The following is an 18,808-nucleotide window of genomic DNA, read 5'->3' as shown; positions in this document are numbered from 1 at the left end:
AGATCCTATGAAATCTGTTTATATCATCGAAGGAGCACGTACCCCGTTCGGGACATTCGGAGGTGCGCTGAAAGACGTCGATCCGACGACCCTCGGCGTCACAGCCGGTAAGGAAGCATTGAAACGGAGCGGCATCCGGGCGGAGGACATCGATTTCAGCGTCATCGGCAACGTCATCCACTCCTCCCAGAACGCCCCGTATTTAGCGAGACACATCGCCTTGAAAACAGGCATCCCGACGACGAGTCCGGCACTCGCCGTCAATCGACTGTGCGGCTCCGGCCTCCAGTCCGTCATCTCCGCTGCCCAGTCGATCCAGCTCGGTGAAGGCGACACCGCACTCGCAGGCGGCGTCGACAGCATGAGCCTCGCCCCCTATGCCTTAAGGGGAAGCCGGTTCGGGACGAAGCTGTCCGCACCGAAGGTCGACGATACGCTCTGGGCCGCGCTGACCGATGAGTACATAGGTGCCGGTATGGGCATGACCGGGGAGAACCTTGCCGATAAATATGAAATCAGCCGCGAAGCCCAGGACGAATACGCCGTCCGCAGCCACCAGCTCGCAGCCGAAGCGCGCCGGAGCGGCAGGTTCGAGGAAGAAATCGCCCCTGTCGAAGTGAAAACGAGAAAAGGCACCGTCACCATAAAAGAAGATGAACATATCCGTGAAGACACCGACGTCGAGAAGCTCAGCCGCCTGAAGCCCGCCTTCAAGAAGGACGGGAGCGTCACCGGCGGCAATGCGAGCGGCATCAACGACGGAGCGGGGGCCGTCATTTTGGCAGGCGAAGACTATGTTTCCAAGAACAGCGTCCAGCCGATCGCGAAGATCCTCTCCTGGTCCGTCGCCGGCGTCGATCCCGAATACATGGGCATCGGACCCGCGCCCGCCATCCATGATGCCGTCGAAAAAGCCGGTCTGAGCCTTGCCGATATGGACCTGATCGAAGTGAACGAAGCGTTCGCCTCGCAGTATCTCGCGGTCGAAAAAGAACTCGGCCTCGATCGAGACAAAACCAACGTCAACGGCGGCGCCATCGCCCTCGGCCATCCGGTCGGCGCGAGCGGAACCCGCGTCCTGTACACGATGATCAAAGAACTGAAGCGGAGCGGCAAGCGCTACGGCGTCGCTTCCTTGTGCATCGGAGGCGGCCAGGGAATCGCCATGGTCGTCGAAGCCCAATAACAGAAAGAGGAGGAACCCTCGATGCTAGGAATATTTCTCGGACTCGCTGTCCTGATGGCCCTCGCCTATATCGGCTGGTCGATCATCTGGGTAGCCCCGATCGCAGCAGGAGTCGTCGCCATCACCGGCGGCCTCGACCTGCTCGATGCCTATAAAGATACGTACATGGGAGGCTTCGTCGCCTTCGCCAAAGACTGGTTCCCCGTCTTCATGCTCGGAGCCATCTTCGGAAAACTGATGGAGGACACCGGCATGGCCCGCTCCGTCGCGGTCGCCCTTACGAAGCTGATCGGAACGAAACGCGCCATCCTCGGCGTCCTCGTCTCGGCAGCCGTCCTGACCTACGGAGGCGTCAGCCTGTTCGTCGTCGTCTTCGCCGTCTACCCGCTCGCTCTGTCCCTGTTCCGCGAAGCCAACATCAGCAGGAAGCTGATCCCGGCGACCGTCGCCCTCGGTGCCTTCACCTTCACGATGACGGCCCTGCCAGGTTCGCCGCAGATCCAGAACCTGATCCCGATGGAATACTTCCAGACGAGCGCCACCGCCGCACCAGCCATGGGAATCATCGCAGCCATCATTATGGCCGTCGGAGGCTACTTCTACTTAAGATGGCGGGAGAAGAAGCTCACCCAAAAAGGGGAAGTCTTCACAGAACCACAAGAGAAGAAAGAAACCGAGAAACAGACGAGAATGCCGAACTTCTTCCTGTCGCTCCTGCCGTTACTGACCGTCTTACTTACTTTGAATCTGTTGGACTGGGATATCGTTATCGCCCTTATATCAGGAATCGTACTGATCATGCTCTTGAACATCACGATGTTCAAGAAATTCATCCCGTCCATCAACGGCGGCGCATCCGGCTCCGTCATCGCCATCATCAACACGAGTGCCGCCGTCGGCTTCGGTACCGTCGTCCGTGAAGTACCCGGCTTCCAGAGCCTCACCCAGGCCCTGATGAGCATCAAAGGCAATCCGCTCATCTCCGAAGCCATCGCCGTCAACGTCCTCGCAGGCGCCACCGGCTCCGCATCCGGCGGCATGGGCATCGCCCTCGAAGCCCTCGGCTCGAAATATTACGAAATCGCCATGAACACAGGCATCAGCCCGGAAGCGTTCCACCGCGTCGCTTCCCTCTCATCCGGCGGACTCGACGCCCTGCCCCACAACGGCGCGGTGCTCACCCTGTTCGCCATCACGGGCATGACCCACAAAGACAGCTACAAAGACATCTTCGTCGTCGCTGTCCTCATTCCGGTCATCTCCGTCGCCGCCGTCATCCTTTTGAACACGATCGGCATTCTATGAAAACAATCCCCGCAGCATGCCTGCGGGGATTGTTTGTGTGATGCCCCGGTCTCTGCCCATACACCTCTCCCCGCGAATGACGAGGATTCGTGATACACTAAAGGCAGAAAAACGAGGAGACGGAGGAACACCAATGAAACTAACGATCGTAACAGTCGGAAAACTGAAAGAAAAATACTTGAAGCAGGGCATCGCCGAATACACGAAACGCCTCGGCCCCTACGCCAAAGTCGACGTCATCGAAGTCCCCGACGAAAAAGCACCCGAAAACCTGAGCGAAGCCCAAATGCTCGAAGTGAAGCAGAAGGAAGGCGAACGCATCCTTGCGAAGATCTCCCCGGACACCTACGTCATCACCCTGGAGATCGAAGGTAAACAGCTCACCTCCGAGAAGCTGGCGAAGAAAATGGACGAGCTTGCGACTTACGGGAAAAGCAAAGTGGCCTTCGTGATCGGCGGATCGCTCGGATTGAGTGATGAGGTGCTGGAGCGGAGTGATTTCGGGCTGTCGTTCTCGAATATGACCTTCCCGCACCAGTTGATGCGGTTGATGCTGGTGGAGCAGGTGTATCGGGCGTTTAAGATTAATCGGAATGAACCGTACCATAAATAGAGGCAAAAAAAGTTGAAGATAAGGTGGAATGTTGTTGTCTGAAACGGGTAGTGGAAGAAAGGTTTCATCTTCTATATTCGTTTCACGATGCAACATGTGGATTAGTGTAAATGTTTTAGATATGTCAACTTCTGTGAAATCAAAATCCAGCTCAATTTTATCAACTACTCTTGAGCGTTCCTTTAATTGTTTAATCGTGATTTTGTCTATAAGAAGTTGGAGCAAGTGCTTTTGTTTGTTCCTGGAGGCAACCTTATAAGTAATTAAAAACTTTTCCAAGAGGCTTTCTATAATTTCTGGCTGTATTACCCTTGTGTCGGTAGAACCAATTTGGAAATTAAGCTCATTTTTTCTTTGTTCCAACTCTTCCTTTTCATTCGCAACCTTGTGCAGCCTTTCCTTTAATATGTTTGTTGGGAGGGTGTTCATCTCGAAAGCCTCCATATAACGGTCTTGAAGTAATTTCTTTTCAGATAGTTTTTCTTCAGTATGTTTTAATTCATCATGAAGATTCCGTAAAGAATCTAGAGAATCTGAATTTATAGATTGAAGTGTTGAACGAAATTTTTTCTTATCATCAAGAAAAGTTTCAATCTTTTTAATTACTTTGTCTTCCGCCTCATATGCTTTGACTGCATTTGATTTACAAGCGGAAGATCCTTTATTGTGAAAGTCGGAACAAACATAATATCGATGCTTCCGCTTAGATCCATCCTTCCTTGTATAGGTAGTAATAGCTGGGACCATTCCTTGGCTACAATCCGGACAACGCAAAAGTCTACTAAGTAAAAATGGTTCATGTGACTGACGCTGCTTAAATGATTTGCTTTTTCTTCGTGCTTGAACAACTGCCCAGAGCTCGTCTGGAATAATTGCAGTGTGTTTTCCTTTAACTAATATGGGATTTGGATTCTTTCCCTTCCTTCTTTTAGTATCCCAATTCTCTACCTGTAACCAACGGATTTTCCCGTTATACACATGGTTGTCAAGAATTGTTGCTATACCGTTTATGGAGAAATGTTTATTCCGTTTAGTTCTATATCCTGACTTATTTAGGTGATTGGCAATGGCTTTTAAACCTTTCCCCTCTGCGTACATGTTGAATATATATGTAACTAATTGTGCTTCATCCGAATTCACTATCAACTCTTTTTCGATAGAATCATAGCCGAAAACAACCCCGCCATTCCAATAGCCTTCCCTGGCTCTTTGGGTCATTCCAAGTTTTACATTTTCACTTAATGTGTTTCTCTCCATTTCTGCAATGGAGGCCATTAATTGAACAACTAGTTTTCCTATGGGACTACCAGTGTCGAAGTTTTCTGAATAAGAAATGAACTTCACATTATTTTCCTCGAACATATCCAAAAGAGTTAGGGTATCAAGCATGTTTCTTGATAAACGTGATATCTTCCACACTAGGATTGCTTGAAAGTTTTGTGTTTTCACTTCTTCGATAAGTTGCTTTATCGCAGGCCGATCTTTAATGTTCTTTCCAGATATTCCTTCATCAACATATTCTCCGGCGATCTCCCATCCATACATTTGTGCATACTGGCGTAGGGTTTGTAATTGAGCGGATATACTGTATCCATCCACCGCTTGTTCTTGTGTGCTTACTCTGCAATACAAAGCTACTGATTTAATATCATCCATAAAATTCCTCCTTTAATTATGATTTTAGTCTTAAATAGAAAAAAGAGAAAGGATAATATCCTCTCTCTTAAGCACTCTTATTTATTTCGGAGATATGGTCTACAGTGAATTTGAAGTTAATTTCTCTAACTGTTCTTTCTTTTGGTTTTTTACCTGTATTTATTTGTATGCTATCAAGCATATAGTGGAGCACTTCCTTTTTATCTTTCTCCGACAAAACAGAAAAGAACGAATCTGGCTCTGCGAATATTTCTGCAATATTCTTACATAAATCAGCGTTTTTTCGTTGATTTACCTGCATGTTTAATATTTCTAGATTTTGTTTTAGATTTTCTTCTTCCGTTTTGAGTTTGCTCATCTCATTTCTAAAAGTCATTTCACTAAGTACATCATCTGTTCTCCATTCAATAAGGCTACTTCTTTTTTCTTCAAATTGACTTAGATCATTCTTTATATGACTAATTTTCTCTTCAATAGGTTCAACTTCACTTGAAAGAGTGTTTAATGTGGTGTTTAAGATGGGGGATGATAGGTTCATAGATTTCAAGGAGTTATATAGATGGTGGAATACATATTCCTCAGTATGATTCTTATTTACAAGGTTAGAAGAACACGCACGTTTTCCAGAGGCTTTATTTCGACTGCATTGATAATACTTATACTTCTTTCCACTATTACCTTGGACCATGGGGGCTCCGCATTCTGGACATTTTAACAGACCGGATAGGGGGTAATTACCAGGGTGAATCTTCTTAGGCATGTAACTTTTTATACATAGAGTTTTCTGCGTTTTTTCCCATAGCTCATCATCTATAATCCCCGTATGGTTACCTTTATGATACGTCCCTTTCCATTTTACGTACCCTATATATATTTTATTGTTTAAAATGGTTTTAACTGAAGTGACATTCCAAAGGTTCTTGTTCTTTGTTCTAATCATCTGGTCGTTTAAATTTGAAGCAATTTTTCTGTACCCCCACTTATCATTTGCATACTTTTCAAATATGTATTTTACTACTCTAGCTTCATTAGGATTTAACTGTAGTTTTTTGTTCGAAACGTCGTAACCGTAAACTGCTCCACCGTTAAAGTTTCCGTTTTTTGCGTTTTTTTCCAGTCCGGTGGATGTTCTAAACTTTATGAAATCACGTTCTAGATCTGACACAAGTGACATTAAGTGAAAGACTAGTTTTGAGTTATGGTCACGAGTATCAATGTTATCAGCAATGCATATAAGGTGCTTATTGGCGTCAGTGATCATTTTGAATAAAATCCCTGCCTCAGTTTGTTCCCTTGATATACGATCTGATTTAAAGGTAATTAGATAATCAATACCTTGCTTCGGATCAAAGAGTTCTCTATACATTTCCATGAATTTCTTTCTTTCTGTAAACGGACCAGCAGAATGGGCACCTTCATTGAAGATGTTAACGAGGGTTAGTTGATTTTGGAGGCAATATTTCTCTATTTCTTCTTTTTGTTTCTGAATTGAGGTGTTTTCTAATTGTTTGTCTGTACTTACACGTACATAGCCTACTGCTTTTGGCATCGTTAATCTACTCCTTATCCTTTAAAAGTTTTTCGAGTTCAGGCTCATATTTCAGGTACATGTCGGATAAAAAGCTGATAAAAGCATCTGCTCTATTCTTATCCAATTCTTCTTCTGTGAGTAATTGTCTTTCTAGCTCTTCTTGATAGTTAAGTATCTTGGTATTCATATAATCTTCCTTTCAGTTTTGATAATAATGAGGAGTTAACTAATTTTCAGGAGATATAACTGAGGTTATTTGTGTCTTCTAATTTTATTTTATAGAAGGTTCATTCGATAAAGCAAAGTTATTTGGTTCGAGCTATAAAAATTTTTTATTCATCCTTTATTTAACGAATGACCTTTTGTATGAGGATTAAAAAATCCTATATTTCTCTATAGTAAGGCCATTGAACACATAGAAGCCCTCAGAGCTTTTCGGCTACTCTGAGGGCGGTTTTCTTTTGGATTATTTGGAATGGGTGTTAAGTAGTCTCTTTGATCTTATGGCAACGATAAATGTCTGACTGAAGCGACAGGGGAAAAAGTTTGAAAAGAGTCAACCTCCCTCTAGGCTAAGTTAAAGCCCTTAAAGGGAGGTTGATACTCATTCTTATTTCTTGCTATTTTCTTTCCATCTTTTTCTGTTAAAAACCCATACAGAAAAGAATATAATTATAGCAGTTCCGATTGATGTAATCGTACTGTTATCAGTCAAATTAATTAAGATAATCATTAATATTATAGATAAGATAACTGATAGGGTAACTCTCATTCCATTGTCCATTTTAGTCACCTCAATTTTTTTTACTGCGGTTGTATGTCCCAAGTATGGAAAGGTGGTAATAATGCTATTTTGAAGTAAACAGCTTCAGCGATACCTTCAGCAAGAAATTCTTGAATTGAACCACCTATAATAGAACCAGCGATTGCTCCGGCTAGCTTGCCTGAAATACCTCCAATTGCTGTGCTTAATGCTGAAGAACCTATTTTTATTGTACTTTCAGCTGTGGATTTAGATATCCATACTTCAGCATAAGTCCAATGAAATTCTATATCATCTTTTCCTTCTACGCTAGCAGCTGTTACTTGAAGCCCATGATCTGTATATTTAATATCTGCGCTAACTTTTATAGTTTTATCACGTGTAACATCTGCTTTAGAGAGATCAGTTTGTTCAAGTTGTTTATTAGTAAAATTAATTTGTTCTTGAACTTTCTTGAGTTGCTCTTTACCAATCTGATTTTCAAGTTCCTTTTTATTTTCAATAACAAATTTCTTATTTTCTATTACTACGTATTCATCAGCAATATTTTTAGTTTCTTTATTCATATTTAATGCTTCGCTAGGCTGATTCTTGTCTTCTTGTGGGTCAACTAAATCAGGTTTTTCAGTCAGATCCTTATTGCTTTCAGCGAAAGCTGATAAAGGGCTTAAAAGACTAAGTAACATTGTAAAAGTAAAAAACAGCACAATCGATTTTCTTCTAGGTAAGTTATTCATAATTTTCTCCTTTCAACTATCATTTATCATTTTAATTTAGTAGGCATGGTCTCATGAATTTCAAGGAATTACAATATGCTAGAAACTGATAATGTTAAAGATATCCAAAATAAAAATAAAGTCCAGGTACAAAAATCACCTAATAAACCTGTAGAGCATTTAAAAAAGCTCTACAGGTTTATTATATTTTGATTACAAGAAATAGATGATCAGCAATACAATAAAAAAGTCACAGCATAACTTCCGAATGGAAATATTCCTTATTTATATAAGCATTGATCATGCAGCGTAAGGGACACATTTGAATAGTGGATAATCTTTGTGCTGAATTGGCGTTAATTTAGTTCTCTACAGTTAATAACAACACTCGTTAAACAATTTAAATTATTATCTGAGTGAATTGTTTACACTCTACTACTACTGAATGGGAATCTATCAACAATTCTAGGTAAGGGTGTCGACATTTTTATGTTGTGAAAAAATGTGGAGCATTTCAAAGGCTATAGCTTAAATGACATGCTCTAACCCATATGGGAGGTCGTAAAACCCAGGAGGGATTTCGGGATAATAATGTGATTAAGATGGAAGATATATGCTTTTATCGATAGATTTTCTCTATTTGCTCGTGGGGGTTTGTCTGCTGCTTGATTAATATAATCAAGCAGTTTTTTGTAACAGGAAGATATAGGTATAAAGGTTTTATGAAGGATTAAATATCTTATAGTGAATAGTTTTCCTATCAATGCATAGCATGAGGAGCATTGTAGCTTTGCAATGTGTAAAGAGTCTAATAAATAGGTTGGGCTCGGGATAAAAAATTATGCTAAGGAGATTCACTATGATACATACATTCAGTATTATGCTTACACTTACAAATCAAGAATTAGTTAACCTGTATGCTGCGTACGGACAGGATTTTCAGCGATTCGATCATTTAAAGAGTGCAGTAAAGTGGATAAATAAAAGTATTAAGGGGGTGTACTCGCCCATAACTATCAACTGGGTGAATCAATTAGCGAGTGATTCTTGGCAAATCAGTATTAAAGTAGACGCCGTAAAAATGCTTTCTCGCAGTGATATTGATGAGAATGATTACTTGGAGATAGAGAATCGTCTGCAGCAATTTTTGCTTGAGCATCAAATAGACAGTGCAGCTTATGATGACCATATACTTACACGTATTGATTACAAGTATGACGTTTGCATACCAGATGTTAAAGAGCGTGAACTGCTCTTTCATATCTTTGAAAAGCAGACACTGAACTACCGTTATAAAAAGAAATTTAAATGGGGACGTGACAAGGATGATAACCCGTTAAAATATGAAACCTCACAGTATCACAGCAACAAATCAACAGAACTCATTATCTATTCAAAGGAAGATGAACGTATCGCAAAAAACGAGAATGTCCTTGATTATGAGAAAGGTATTGTCCGCTATGAACTGAGACTGCAAAATGAGCACCTAAATACAATGAAACGTAAAGATAAAAGCACGAGGAGGCCAAAGAAGTTATGGGCCTATTTTCGAATAAGGCTGTGGGAAGAGTACATGATCAAACATGTATATCCAATCGTCCATAGAGGAGACTATTATAAGATCGCCAAGGCGGACAGAATAATAGAGGATAGTTTATTTTCCAAATACAAGAAAGCAAAATTGAGAGCATTTTTAGTTGAAATTTCCAAGTCAGATATAGATAAGCCAGCCAATAGTGTTTCTAAAGCCACATACAGGCAATATTTAAGCGACTTGGAATTATTGAATATTAATCCTATACTGATTCCAAAGAATCGTACGGACTTTCCAAACTCTCTTAAAAACCCTTTTAACATAGAAGAACATCTATCAGCTTTGTAAAAGGTGAATCTATATAGGATTTAAAAAAGAGACAGGTTTAGCCTGTCTCTTTAGCTGGTTTATAGTGGGTCATTGCATCAATTAGAGCTTGGGCCACTATATCTTGTGTTTTCATATATGGATAATGCTCTTCGCAGAATTTCGTGAAATCTTTGTAAATCTCACTGTTCATTCGAATACTCTTGTTGATGAACTTAGCATCATTTTGATAGATTTTCTTTTCTAAGACTAGATTTCCGGATTGGTGAAACCTATCAATCAATTTCTGAAGTGCCTCTCTATTTCTTTTAACAAATAAGAATTCATCACTATCCTCTGAAATCTCATGTCTAACTCTTGAATCTTCAGAACGAACGAATGGATAATACTGTTTATCTCCTTGATGATAGAGATAATCACCTTCACGCATTATCTTGCTAAAAGAACTAGACGGAACTCCAATAATCTTGCTGATTTCTTTTAAATCGTACTCTTGTAGTAGACTGTTCACTTCTTTCACTCGGTCTTTCGGCGTCATTGTCAAAAATGTGTCTTTGTTCATGTCACATCACCTTCCTAATTGTAAAGATAATGTATTATAGATGGGATTTAAAATATTATAACAACGGTAAAAAGACTAATGAGTGAACAGGTGACTTAGCTTCTCTGACGCATAACTGTATTAAATTACACAAGAATAGAAAAAGGGATATGAGGAGATAGAGATAATTAATATTGCGACTTATATAGATGATTAGGGGGATTCGAAGATGAGAAGTGAAGGTAACTCTGTTTCAAAAGCTCACTCGTTACTTTATAGGAGCAGCTCCAGTTCACAGTGAGGGGGAACTGAATTTAAAGAGAACTGCACTTTCAATGGAGTATGCATCCGATTACTTACAATTAGTTTAATAGCTGTTATAGAGGTGAATTTATTGCCAAATGGTAATTCATGAACACTTTTCATTAGAAAAACTTGCAGCAAAGTACGGAAGATGTACTTTACGAATTGCCTATAGACAATTCCAGAGGAAGAAAGAGTGCCTGTTAAGGTCTAACAGTTATCAGTGTGTTGTTCTAAACTAGTAATCAAGAAACTATTCTATGAAAGGAGCAATAGCAATGAAGTTCAAGTACTACAATGATACTGGAAGAACAGTTAACGTTCATCCTGCTACTTTTTCTCATGGGTGTAAAGGTAGTAATGTACCGATAGCGAACGGGGAGGAGAGGTTGTTCATACTGCCAAATAACACTTATCCTTGGGTGAAAATGTGGGATCATGGCGGGAATGACGGTCTGTACATTCTAATTTCTACTTTTAAGGATTAAAGTGAAGAACGATATGGGAGTCTTGTTAGAAACAAAGAATTAAATACGTAAATTAGAAGATCGGACGTTTAACTGCTCCGCTCTTTCTTTTGAAATAAAAGTTTAGCTAACAAATCAAAGGCAGATGAGGAAAAAATTACATCCACTAAATCACTCTAAAGTGTGGTAAATTTACATATGCAAATTTAAATCATACTATACATTTTGACAATAGTCAATGACTTTTGCGAAAAGATAGTGGTTGTTAAGGAGTGTCTACTTTGTCTAATAATTCTTTTGGTGATTTTTTTGGTAGCTTATTTAAAAACGCAGTACCTATTGAACCTAGAGCGTTACGGCCTTTAAAAAAGGGTGGGGGTATGTTTGAGGAGTGCGTGGAAAGATATGTTCAGTTGGAAGCACCCAAACATGGCTTTAATATTGAAAATGTAACAGTCATGTGCAGTTCTATAACAAAGAAAGAAGAGGAACTATTTAATAAGCTACTAGGGGATTTTCTGTTTAATCCAAATTATACGCATGGTAATAAATTGTATGTAATCCTAGATGAAGTCTCTGATCTGTTCTGTATGAATCATACGGATATCGTAGAGGGTCTAAATGGACTGGGGATGGCTCAAGTCAAAATTAAGAGTAAAGAGGAAGAGGGTTCCTTCCACATATCCTCTCTATTTCTTCAAAATAAAACAAATTTTTATATCGATAGTGAAGATTCTTACTATGTATTAAAGATAAATCAAGACTTTTTAAATGCTTGCTATGAAGTCAAGATGGAGATGTAACTCATATACATTCTGATAAATACTCGTGCCTTACAACAGAGCTACCTTAGACTTTTACATTCTCAGGTTGGTAACTTGAGAATGTAAAAGTGATTATATTCCCATTGATTAGAGGAAGATGGCATGTTGACTTTAAGTAAGGTGAATTACTGGTTGTTATTCATACAACACCTTAAACTTTTCATCTAACAGCTTAAAGAATATAAGTGACTTTTCTAAAGCGTTGTTAGCTTCATGAAATTCCACTTTTTCTTTACTATGAACGACTGAATTTCTTTTTTTAGCAAAACCTTTAATTTCACCAATTAACTGTATTTCCTTTTCGGTTAAATTATTCTTTAAAATCATTGGAAGCTCTATATCCATTTTATAAGCAAAAGTGATTTCAGTTTTATAGTGCTTAATTTTATTGCTGTTAATCCCTAAGTGTTCTTTATACTCTGTTATTTTTTCAGTCACATAACTTTCTATAGCTATAAATGTGTCAAGGTATGCGTATTTAGGATTCTTAAAGTAATGAAGTTCTTCAGCTGCTTTTCCAATCAATTCCTCATAGTCTGAGATAAGGAGATCAAATCTTAAACGTTCCTTGATTACTTCTGAAATTGTTTCATTTGTTTGTGAGGGACTCCATGAGTTATGTGACATTTTAATAAAGACAGGTACTTGAGTATAAGGCATATTCCCTGCTAGATTCTCAACAAATTTATTATTATCTTCTCCTTCAATATACTCTCTGTCACTTCTAAAGAATAAAATGTCCCTATCGGTAATGTTATCAATCGCTCTTATACTTGGCATTCTGGAAATATTTCTATAAAGTAGTAAAAATTCATTGAGAGCTTTGGTGGAAATTTTATTATCTTCTTTTAAGCCTTCTTCTAAATCATCGACCTCATAAGCTACAAATATATCGGTATAGACTTCATTAGTAAAAATTCGTTGAGTATCCTTACGTTCGTCGTAATCTACAATTTTATGATGGTTTTCTCCTTGTTTAATAAACATTGTAGGATTCAGAGCCCCTGCTATAGAGTGCTTTAACTCCATACGATCTACATCGTTAATTATCATTTGATTGTTAAAATCCACGATATTAACTGCATTTATGTGGTTTGCCACAATTATTCCATACTCCTTACCCTCCATATTCATGAGGTTAATATCTTTTAACTTCAAATCTAAAAATTCCGGATACAAATACCTGTCTATAATTATCCCTTTAGGCAATATTATGATCCCCTTTCTGTAATTTTTAAATATCGTAAAAGAGCTCTTCTTTAGGGACATTTAAATATTACTTTACTTCTTCTGCATTCAATTGTTCGTTTCTGAAACCCTCTTTTAGATTATCCGTTAATATCACTCCTTCAGAAACGAATTTCGACAACTAATCTAAAAAACCTCTATATATCCAAAAGCAAATCATTCTTATATGCATTTAGATTCCTTATGTGTTTGGTTTTAAATGTTAGAGAGTACTCACATACTCACCATAAAAGAAATGAAGTCACAATGAACAATATGACAATAAAAGAAAAGTTAACTCCAATTATGGAAACCTACAATACACTTAGGTTATTAAAATAACACGGGTTAGTTTAATAGAACAGTTTCGAGATAATAACTCTTAACGCAAATAAGTGTTCAGTGTATTGGTCGCCACACCGGTAAATCTCTGTATTTACCCTTTCAGTCTTCTGTGATAATTTTTTACGTTTTAAATGTGATTTAAGTTTCTTGGTGGGAATTTTACCGTCAAAATTAAACTGGTAGATGAATATATTCTTTTCAGTGGCATAAAAGTCAAAAGGGTTGGAAGATATTGGTGATATGATGCGTGCAAAAAAGGAACTGTTTTTTATTGATAAAAAGCAAATTGTTATTTTCGTAATATTCAGTATAATATTAGTGATAAAAATTAAATTAGGGAGGTTGGGCGATTTGTCGCATATAGAAACATATAGAAGGACAATTAAGAGAAAAAAGGAAGAGTTGAGGCAACTGAGGAATTCTAAAGCCACAATTGTAGGAAAAGTACCTTCACATAAGAAAAAGATTTTATCCGCAAAAGCAACCATCGGTAGAACAAAGTCAACTGCCACGATGAATTCTAAATATAAAGAAATTGAAAGGGAAGAGAAAAGATTAGCTGATTTTGATAAAAAGATTGCAGGATTTGATAAAAAGATAGCACAAGTTGAAGGAGATATAATTTCTAAAGAAAAAAAGCTGAGTAGTGAAATTGAACGAGAGCAAAAGAAAAGAGAAGCTGCCGAAAAGAAGAGGTTATCTGAAAACGAAAGGCTTATGAAAGAGGTTAGTGGAACGCTGGATAAGCATGGTGAAATGCATCAAGAGACAAGTAGGGTATTGAATGAATTGCAAAACCTACCAGAGGAAATTACTGTCTTATTTATGGCTTCTAATCCATTAGATGCACCACAATTAAGATTGGATGTAGAGGCTAGGGCCATTCAAGAGATGATCAGAAAATCAAATCATAGGGATTCGGTATCGTTCGAAACTCGTTGGGCTACTAGAGCTTTGGATGTAATACAAGCAATTAATGAGGAAAATCCTACAATTATTCACTTTAGTGGTCATGGATCTGAAGATGATGAAATCGTCTTTCAAGATAACCAAGGGAATGCTAAACTTGTCTCCAAAGAAGCAATAGTCCAAACAATGATGAGTACATCTGATGAAATTAAATTGGTGTTTTTTAATACATGCTTTTCTTTTGGACAAGCACAAGCGATGGTACAGCGTGTGGACGCAGCCATTGGAATGACGACAACAATAGGTGATGAAGCTGCAAAGGTTTTTGCTGCTCAGTTTTATTCTGCCATAGGATTTGGATTCTCACTAAAAAAGGCATTCGAACAAGGAAAAGCTGCTCTAATGCTTGAAGGTATTCCAGAAGAGGATACACCAGAATTGTATGTGAAAGATGGACTTAATCCCGACGAATTAATTATAGTGAAACCTTGATTTTAATTATATAGTGTATTTCTGGTTAAGTTGAAGAAATGATTAGACGGGAGTTATGCTTCTCCCGTCTTGTTTTTGCCTCTTAAATAACCACGGTGAACCGTACCATAAGTGATTTTTATTGAATTAATATTAGAACATCGAACCGAATATGTAAGAAGGCAATAGATAGAGGCAATCATTATAAATGTGGATAATAAGATCCGTTAACAGAAAACTAAGAATTCCCTTTTTAAGGTATTCACTTAAGTAATTAGAAATGGTAAAATTATCATGAATGAATCAAGTTTCCATTTCCCTTCTCTTATGAATAATGAGGAGGAAGTGAAAAATGCAGATTCAAGAAATCAATAATCTTACACAAATAAATCTAAACACCCAGCAAGAGGGTACAAATTTATCAACTAGTTCAGATGGAGTGGGAGTGCGTAAAGAGCAGAAGGCCTCGGAAGTAAACACTTATTCACAAGTTGTCCGTGATTTTCAGGGTATAGCAATTGGATTTAGAACAATTGCACTAACTTTGCTAGTTTGGCTTTTTGGCATGGCCATTTTAGCTTTTGCAATTAAGAATAACGATCCTTCGCTGTTGCCTATTAATTTATCTCCGGGAACTGAAATACCAGTACCGCTGGAATCAACGATTGAGAAAGAAGTAATACAACCAGAAAGAAATATGTAATGTAGTGTCATGTCAATAAGTATAGCAAAATATGCTTTGATTTTTTGAGCTTTGCCACTCAAAAATGAAAGATTCATGTTGTTTGAAGGGTTAGAGGAATGCTGTAAAGTAGCTATATTATAGGGCATAAGTAGAAAAAGGAGAATGCGTTATGGGACGCATTCTCCTTTTATTTGTTGGAATGTGCAGATGAAATCTATACATTCTCATAATAAACCTTTTTCCTTAGAGGTTTGCCGTCCTTTAAGGAGTGTACTTAATACAAATGGTACGTTTGACTTTGTTAAACACGGTTTTCATTGATTCACTTCCCACTAAATAAAATTGTTGCTAATCTTAATAATAGTTTGAGGCGAGTAAATGATGAAAATGCATTAACAATTCAAGATTATATAATCTCCACATATCTATTATAGCAGTAGATATTAGATTGTAAACGAACATAACCATCAAGTGATTATGAAAATCTGCTGAAGAGAATCAATAGTTGCTATCCGGCGTTAGTAGAAAAGAAATGGTGGACGAGCTATCTCTTGAATTAGATAGCTTAGCTAATTAAATTTTTTCATCAAACCAAATCATCTAAGCAGACAATAAAACCTTCTTTTCCCCTTCCAATTTGCGATACATAAGCGCAACCAACATAGCAGGCAGGCTGCATGCAAGCATTCCAATGAAAGCGAACCTCGGCTCTATTTCATATAAGAATCCGCCGAAAACGGTGAATACAGCGGTGCTCCAGCTGAGCGCAAAAGCGGAGTAGATCCCTTGAGCTTTCGGAATATGGGTGTGTGGGATGTTTGCTGTTAAGTACTTCATAAAGGCGTAGTGCCCCATGGCAAAGGAAAAGGCATGCAGAGTCTGTGCGAAACAAAAGACTAGGACGTTCGGAAAGGCGAATACGAGTACCCACCGCAGGGAAGATCCAGCAGCGGCCAATGCCAATAAGGTTCCGGGCGAAAAGCGGTTGAAACGCTTATCTGCAATGGAAAAGAAAATGATTTCGGCCAGGACGGCAATGTTGATGATGACTCCAATTAAATAAATGGGGGCATCAATCTCTTGTAAGAAGATATAGCCGTAGTTGTAATAGGTAGCATGGGCGGCTTGAAGCAGGACGACAATAATCAGTACGACTAAGAAATGTTTGGTGCGGAACAGGTCTAAGATGTTCACTCTTTTCGCCTGGTCGGCTTGAGGCTTCCGGATTAAAATGTCCGGAGCACGTGTGAAGCTGAGAGCTGTAAAGCAGCTGATGCCAAGCAAGAGAGCCCAGAAAATCACGTCATCGCCGAACATTCCTGTAAATACAGTTAACAGGATTCCTACAGAGACGAACCCGATCGATCCCCATTGGCGGCTTTTTCCGTAGTGTTTCAATGCCTTGCTTTGGACAAGGACACCGGCTACGCTGTCCAGGGCCGGCATTAACGTCGGATAAAAAATATGCAGAAAGACGGTTACTATGAGTAAGCTTGGGAATGAGTCAGCTGGTATGTAACAAAGGATTCCCAGCAGTGTCCCGATTGCGGCAATGTTCAACAGTGTTTTATTGCTCACTCGTTCTAATATATACGGGAAAGCGAATAATGTGGAAAGCCCCCTCACCACTAAGCCGATACTCATGATCAAGCTGGCTCCTGAAACGCTGATTCCTTTCGTCTGGATCATCCAGCCTGCCCAATAGGGTAGGAAAATCCCCCATGTCAGAAAGAAGCTGAAAAAATGTGTGCTCATCCAACGCTGTGTGTTCATACGCATCCTCCTTATTGATAATCGCATGGTATCATGGGAGTAGATACGAATAATAGGAGATATCTCATATTTTGGAGGCGCAAAGTGGAAATTTACAAAGGTGAAAAGAAGCGAATGTATATAGAGCAGCATTCCATTGCCGATCGGTTTTCTTTTCCGATGGAAGAGTTTCTTGAAGTGAGGGAGTATCAGCGGGATGAATGGATTATCAGGGAAGACAGGCGGCCGGACTTTTTATTTTATATGACAGAAGGAAAAGCGAAGATCTATGTAACGCATCAAAACGGGAAAGTTTCGCTGATCAATTTCATTAATGCGCACGATTATATCGGCGAGATGGAGCTGTTGAATGACGTGTACTATACAAAAGGGATCCAGGCCTCCACAAAAACGATTTGTTTTGCCCTGCCGTTTCTGCAGTATCGTACGAAGTTAATGGAAGACGCGAAGTTTCTTCGGGAATTGACGAAGTTCCTGAGTGTCAAAGCGACGTCCATGGCAGCTAAATATTCACAAAGCCTGGCTTTTCCTTTGGAAAACAGGCTGGCGGACTTCATTCTACAGACGGCAGACAAAGGGATATATAAAGAAAAGCACGTGATCGTTTGTGACTATTTAGGCGTTTCCTACCGCCATCTCCTGCATGTTTTGGCACAGTTTTGCGAAAAAGGGTACCTTCAAAAAGAAGGGAGAAACTATCAGATTCTGAACAAGCATGCGTTGGATGAGCTGGCAGAAGCGATCAAGAATAGATGAAGGAAGACGGGCGGTAACCCCGCCTATCCCAAACTCGTCAATAAAACCATCGTTCCATTCGTGAGGCCGTGAATAAGGACGGCAGGCCAAATGGAGTTGGTACGTTCATAGGCCAAGGCGAAAATGATCCCACTGATGAAATTCACGGGCATGACATTGTAAGTCGGGATATGGACGATGGTGAAGACGAACGAACTTAGCAGGACGGCACTCCATAACCCATAACGGGTGCGGAACCACCTGTATAAAAAACCGCGGTAAAAGATTTCTTCATAAATCGGTGAGATGATGGCAGCAGAGACGAAGGCAAGGAGGACGGTAAGAAACGTAACGTCCCGCTGGAGCGCCTCGGTCTTATTATTTTCCCACGTGTTCCCTATGAAACTGGTGAGTACGACGATGATGACAGCACCGACGAGTAATGTTATGGAATAGATGAAAATCAACTTCCAATCCTTTTTACGGAATGGTTTCACTCCTACTGCGCTCCAAGAGAGATTCTTAGGTCGAAGAGCAATGAAATAGACCCCCGAAATTAACGTGACGGCTAATGTAAGACCCACTAGCGTCCCTGCATATAAATCATCCTTCAGAAAGTCTGAATAGATAGGATGAAGAACGAATTTGATGAATATGATCCCCACAAAAAACTCGATTCCTAATAAAAATAATAATTCCTTCCCGCCCCATGGATCTCTTTCTTTCCAGCTCGTGTCTTGAGTGTTCATTCGACTACCCACTTTCTACAGATTGAATAATTCAACCATAGTAGATGACGTTACGTCACCTGCAAGGTTTTTTTAGGTACCCCTTTAAATTCTCCAAATCAGATCGATGATAGAATTAGTAGAAAAGCTATAAAAAATAGGATAGAGG

The 18,808-nt window shown here is 39.7% G+C and carries 15 protein-coding genes and 1 pseudogene; 8 read left to right on the top strand and 8 right to left on the bottom strand.

Annotated features, from left to right (window positions below):
• The first annotated feature begins 7 nt into the window (after positions 1-7).
• The 3 genes from AXG56_RS14360 (at position 8) to rlmH (ending at position 3,104) form a co-directional block, all read left to right on the top strand.
• Positions 8-1,186 (top strand): thiolase family protein, encoded by a 1,179-nt coding sequence (locus AXG56_RS14360; RefSeq protein ID WP_062515156.1) that lies wholly within the window; start codon positions 8-10, stop codon positions 1,184-1,186.
• A gap of 21 nt (positions 1,187-1,207) precedes the next feature.
• Positions 1,208-2,491 carry a GntP family permease gene (locus AXG56_RS14355; protein ID WP_008640472.1) on the top strand — a complete coding sequence of 428 codons (1,284 nt, stop codon included), beginning with the start codon at positions 1,208-1,210 and terminating at the stop codon, positions 2,489-2,491.
• A gap of 133 nt (positions 2,492-2,624) precedes the next feature.
• Entirely contained in the window at positions 2,625-3,104 is a 480-nt protein-coding gene (rlmH, locus tag AXG56_RS19185; RefSeq protein ID WP_008639985.1) for a 23S rRNA (pseudouridine(1915)-N(3))-methyltransferase RlmH, read from the top strand.
• Positions 3,105-3,707: 603 nt separating this feature from the next.
• On the opposite strand, the pseudogene AXG56_RS19785 reads toward rlmH, so the two are convergent.
• From AXG56_RS19785 to AXG56_RS14340, 4 genes and pseudogenes are all read right to left on the bottom strand, one after another.
• Positions 3,708-4,760: pseudogene (locus AXG56_RS19785) on the bottom strand (recombinase family protein); the annotation flags it as partial.
• 67 nt (positions 4,761-4,827) lie between these two features.
• Positions 4,828-6,309, bottom strand: coding sequence for a recombinase family protein (locus AXG56_RS14345; protein ID WP_062515154.1), 1,482 nt, complete (start codon positions 6,307-6,309; stop codon positions 4,828-4,830).
• A 7-nt stretch (positions 6,310-6,316) separates the two neighbouring features.
• Entirely contained in the window at positions 6,317-6,478 is a 162-nt protein-coding gene (locus AXG56_RS19545; RefSeq protein ID WP_161484929.1) for a hypothetical protein, read from the bottom strand.
• Positions 6,479-7,095: 617 nt separating this feature from the next.
• A complete protein-coding gene (locus AXG56_RS14340) occupies positions 7,096-7,791 on the bottom strand; it encodes a hypothetical protein (RefSeq protein ID WP_062515152.1) in 696 nt (231 codons plus the stop codon).
• A gap of 838 nt (positions 7,792-8,629) precedes the next feature.
• Here AXG56_RS14340 and AXG56_RS14335 point away from each other — a divergent pair.
• Complete coding sequence (locus tag AXG56_RS14335; protein ID WP_062515150.1) at positions 8,630-9,652, top strand: hypothetical protein; 1,023 nt, start codon at positions 8,630-8,632, stop codon at positions 9,650-9,652.
• A gap of 37 nt (positions 9,653-9,689) precedes the next feature.
• Here AXG56_RS14335 and AXG56_RS14330 read toward each other — a convergent pair whose 3' ends face one another.
• The gene (locus AXG56_RS14330; protein WP_062515147.1) at positions 9,690-10,193 is read right to left on the bottom strand and encodes a hypothetical protein; all 504 of its coding nucleotides are present in this window, start codon (positions 10,191-10,193) and stop codon (positions 9,690-9,692) included.
• Positions 10,194-11,223: 1,030 nt separating this feature from the next.
• On the opposite strand from AXG56_RS14330, the gene AXG56_RS14320 reads away from it, so the two are divergent.
• Positions 11,224-11,745 carry a hypothetical protein gene (locus AXG56_RS14320; protein ID WP_062515143.1) on the top strand — a complete coding sequence of 174 codons (522 nt, stop codon included), beginning with the start codon at positions 11,224-11,226 and terminating at the stop codon, positions 11,743-11,745.
• A gap of 156 nt (positions 11,746-11,901) precedes the next feature.
• On the opposite strand, the gene AXG56_RS14315 is transcribed toward AXG56_RS14320, so the two are convergent.
• Positions 11,902-12,975 (bottom strand): hypothetical protein, encoded by a 1,074-nt coding sequence (locus AXG56_RS14315; protein ID WP_062515141.1) that lies wholly within the window; start codon positions 12,973-12,975, stop codon positions 11,902-11,904.
• Between the two features lie 585 nt (positions 12,976-13,560).
• On the opposite strand from AXG56_RS14315, the gene AXG56_RS14310 reads away from it, so the two are divergent.
• Both AXG56_RS14310 and AXG56_RS14305 read left to right on the top strand, forming a co-directional pair.
• Positions 13,561-14,739 carry a CHAT domain-containing protein gene (locus AXG56_RS14310; RefSeq protein ID WP_235601509.1) on the top strand — a complete coding sequence of 393 codons (1,179 nt, stop codon included), beginning with the start codon at positions 13,561-13,563 and terminating at the stop codon, positions 14,737-14,739.
• A 331-nt stretch (positions 14,740-15,070) separates the two neighbouring features.
• On the top strand, positions 15,071-15,421 hold the full coding sequence (locus tag AXG56_RS14305) for a hypothetical protein (protein ID WP_062515139.1): 351 nt from the start codon (positions 15,071-15,073) through the stop codon (positions 15,419-15,421).
• Between the two features lie 582 nt (positions 15,422-16,003).
• On the opposite strand, the gene AXG56_RS14300 is transcribed toward AXG56_RS14305, so the two are convergent.
• Positions 16,004-17,176, bottom strand: a complete 1,173-nt coding sequence (locus tag AXG56_RS14300; protein WP_062515137.1) for an MFS transporter — start codon at positions 17,174-17,176, stop codon at positions 16,004-16,006.
• Between the two features lie 84 nt (positions 17,177-17,260).
• Between AXG56_RS14300 and yeiL the strand changes: the two genes are divergently transcribed.
• Entirely contained in the window at positions 17,261-17,932 is a 672-nt protein-coding gene (yeiL, locus tag AXG56_RS14295) for a transcriptional regulator YeiL (RefSeq protein WP_062515135.1), read from the top strand.
• A gap of 23 nt (positions 17,933-17,955) precedes the next feature.
• Here the strand turns inward: yeiL and AXG56_RS14290 are convergent, their stop codons facing one another.
• The gene (locus AXG56_RS14290; protein ID WP_062515133.1) at positions 17,956-18,660 is read right to left on the bottom strand and encodes a CPBP family intramembrane glutamic endopeptidase; all 705 of its coding nucleotides are present in this window, start codon (positions 18,658-18,660) and stop codon (positions 17,956-17,958) included.
• Positions 18,661-18,808: the final 148 nt, after the last annotated feature.

It is taken from the genome of Halobacillus sp. KGW1 (assembly GCF_001592845.1).
Lineage (GTDB): Bacteria > Bacillota > Bacilli > Bacillales > Halobacillaceae > Halobacillus.
The sequence above is the reverse complement of the archived record's forward strand: the minus strand, read 5'-3'. Positions and strand labels throughout refer to the sequence as shown.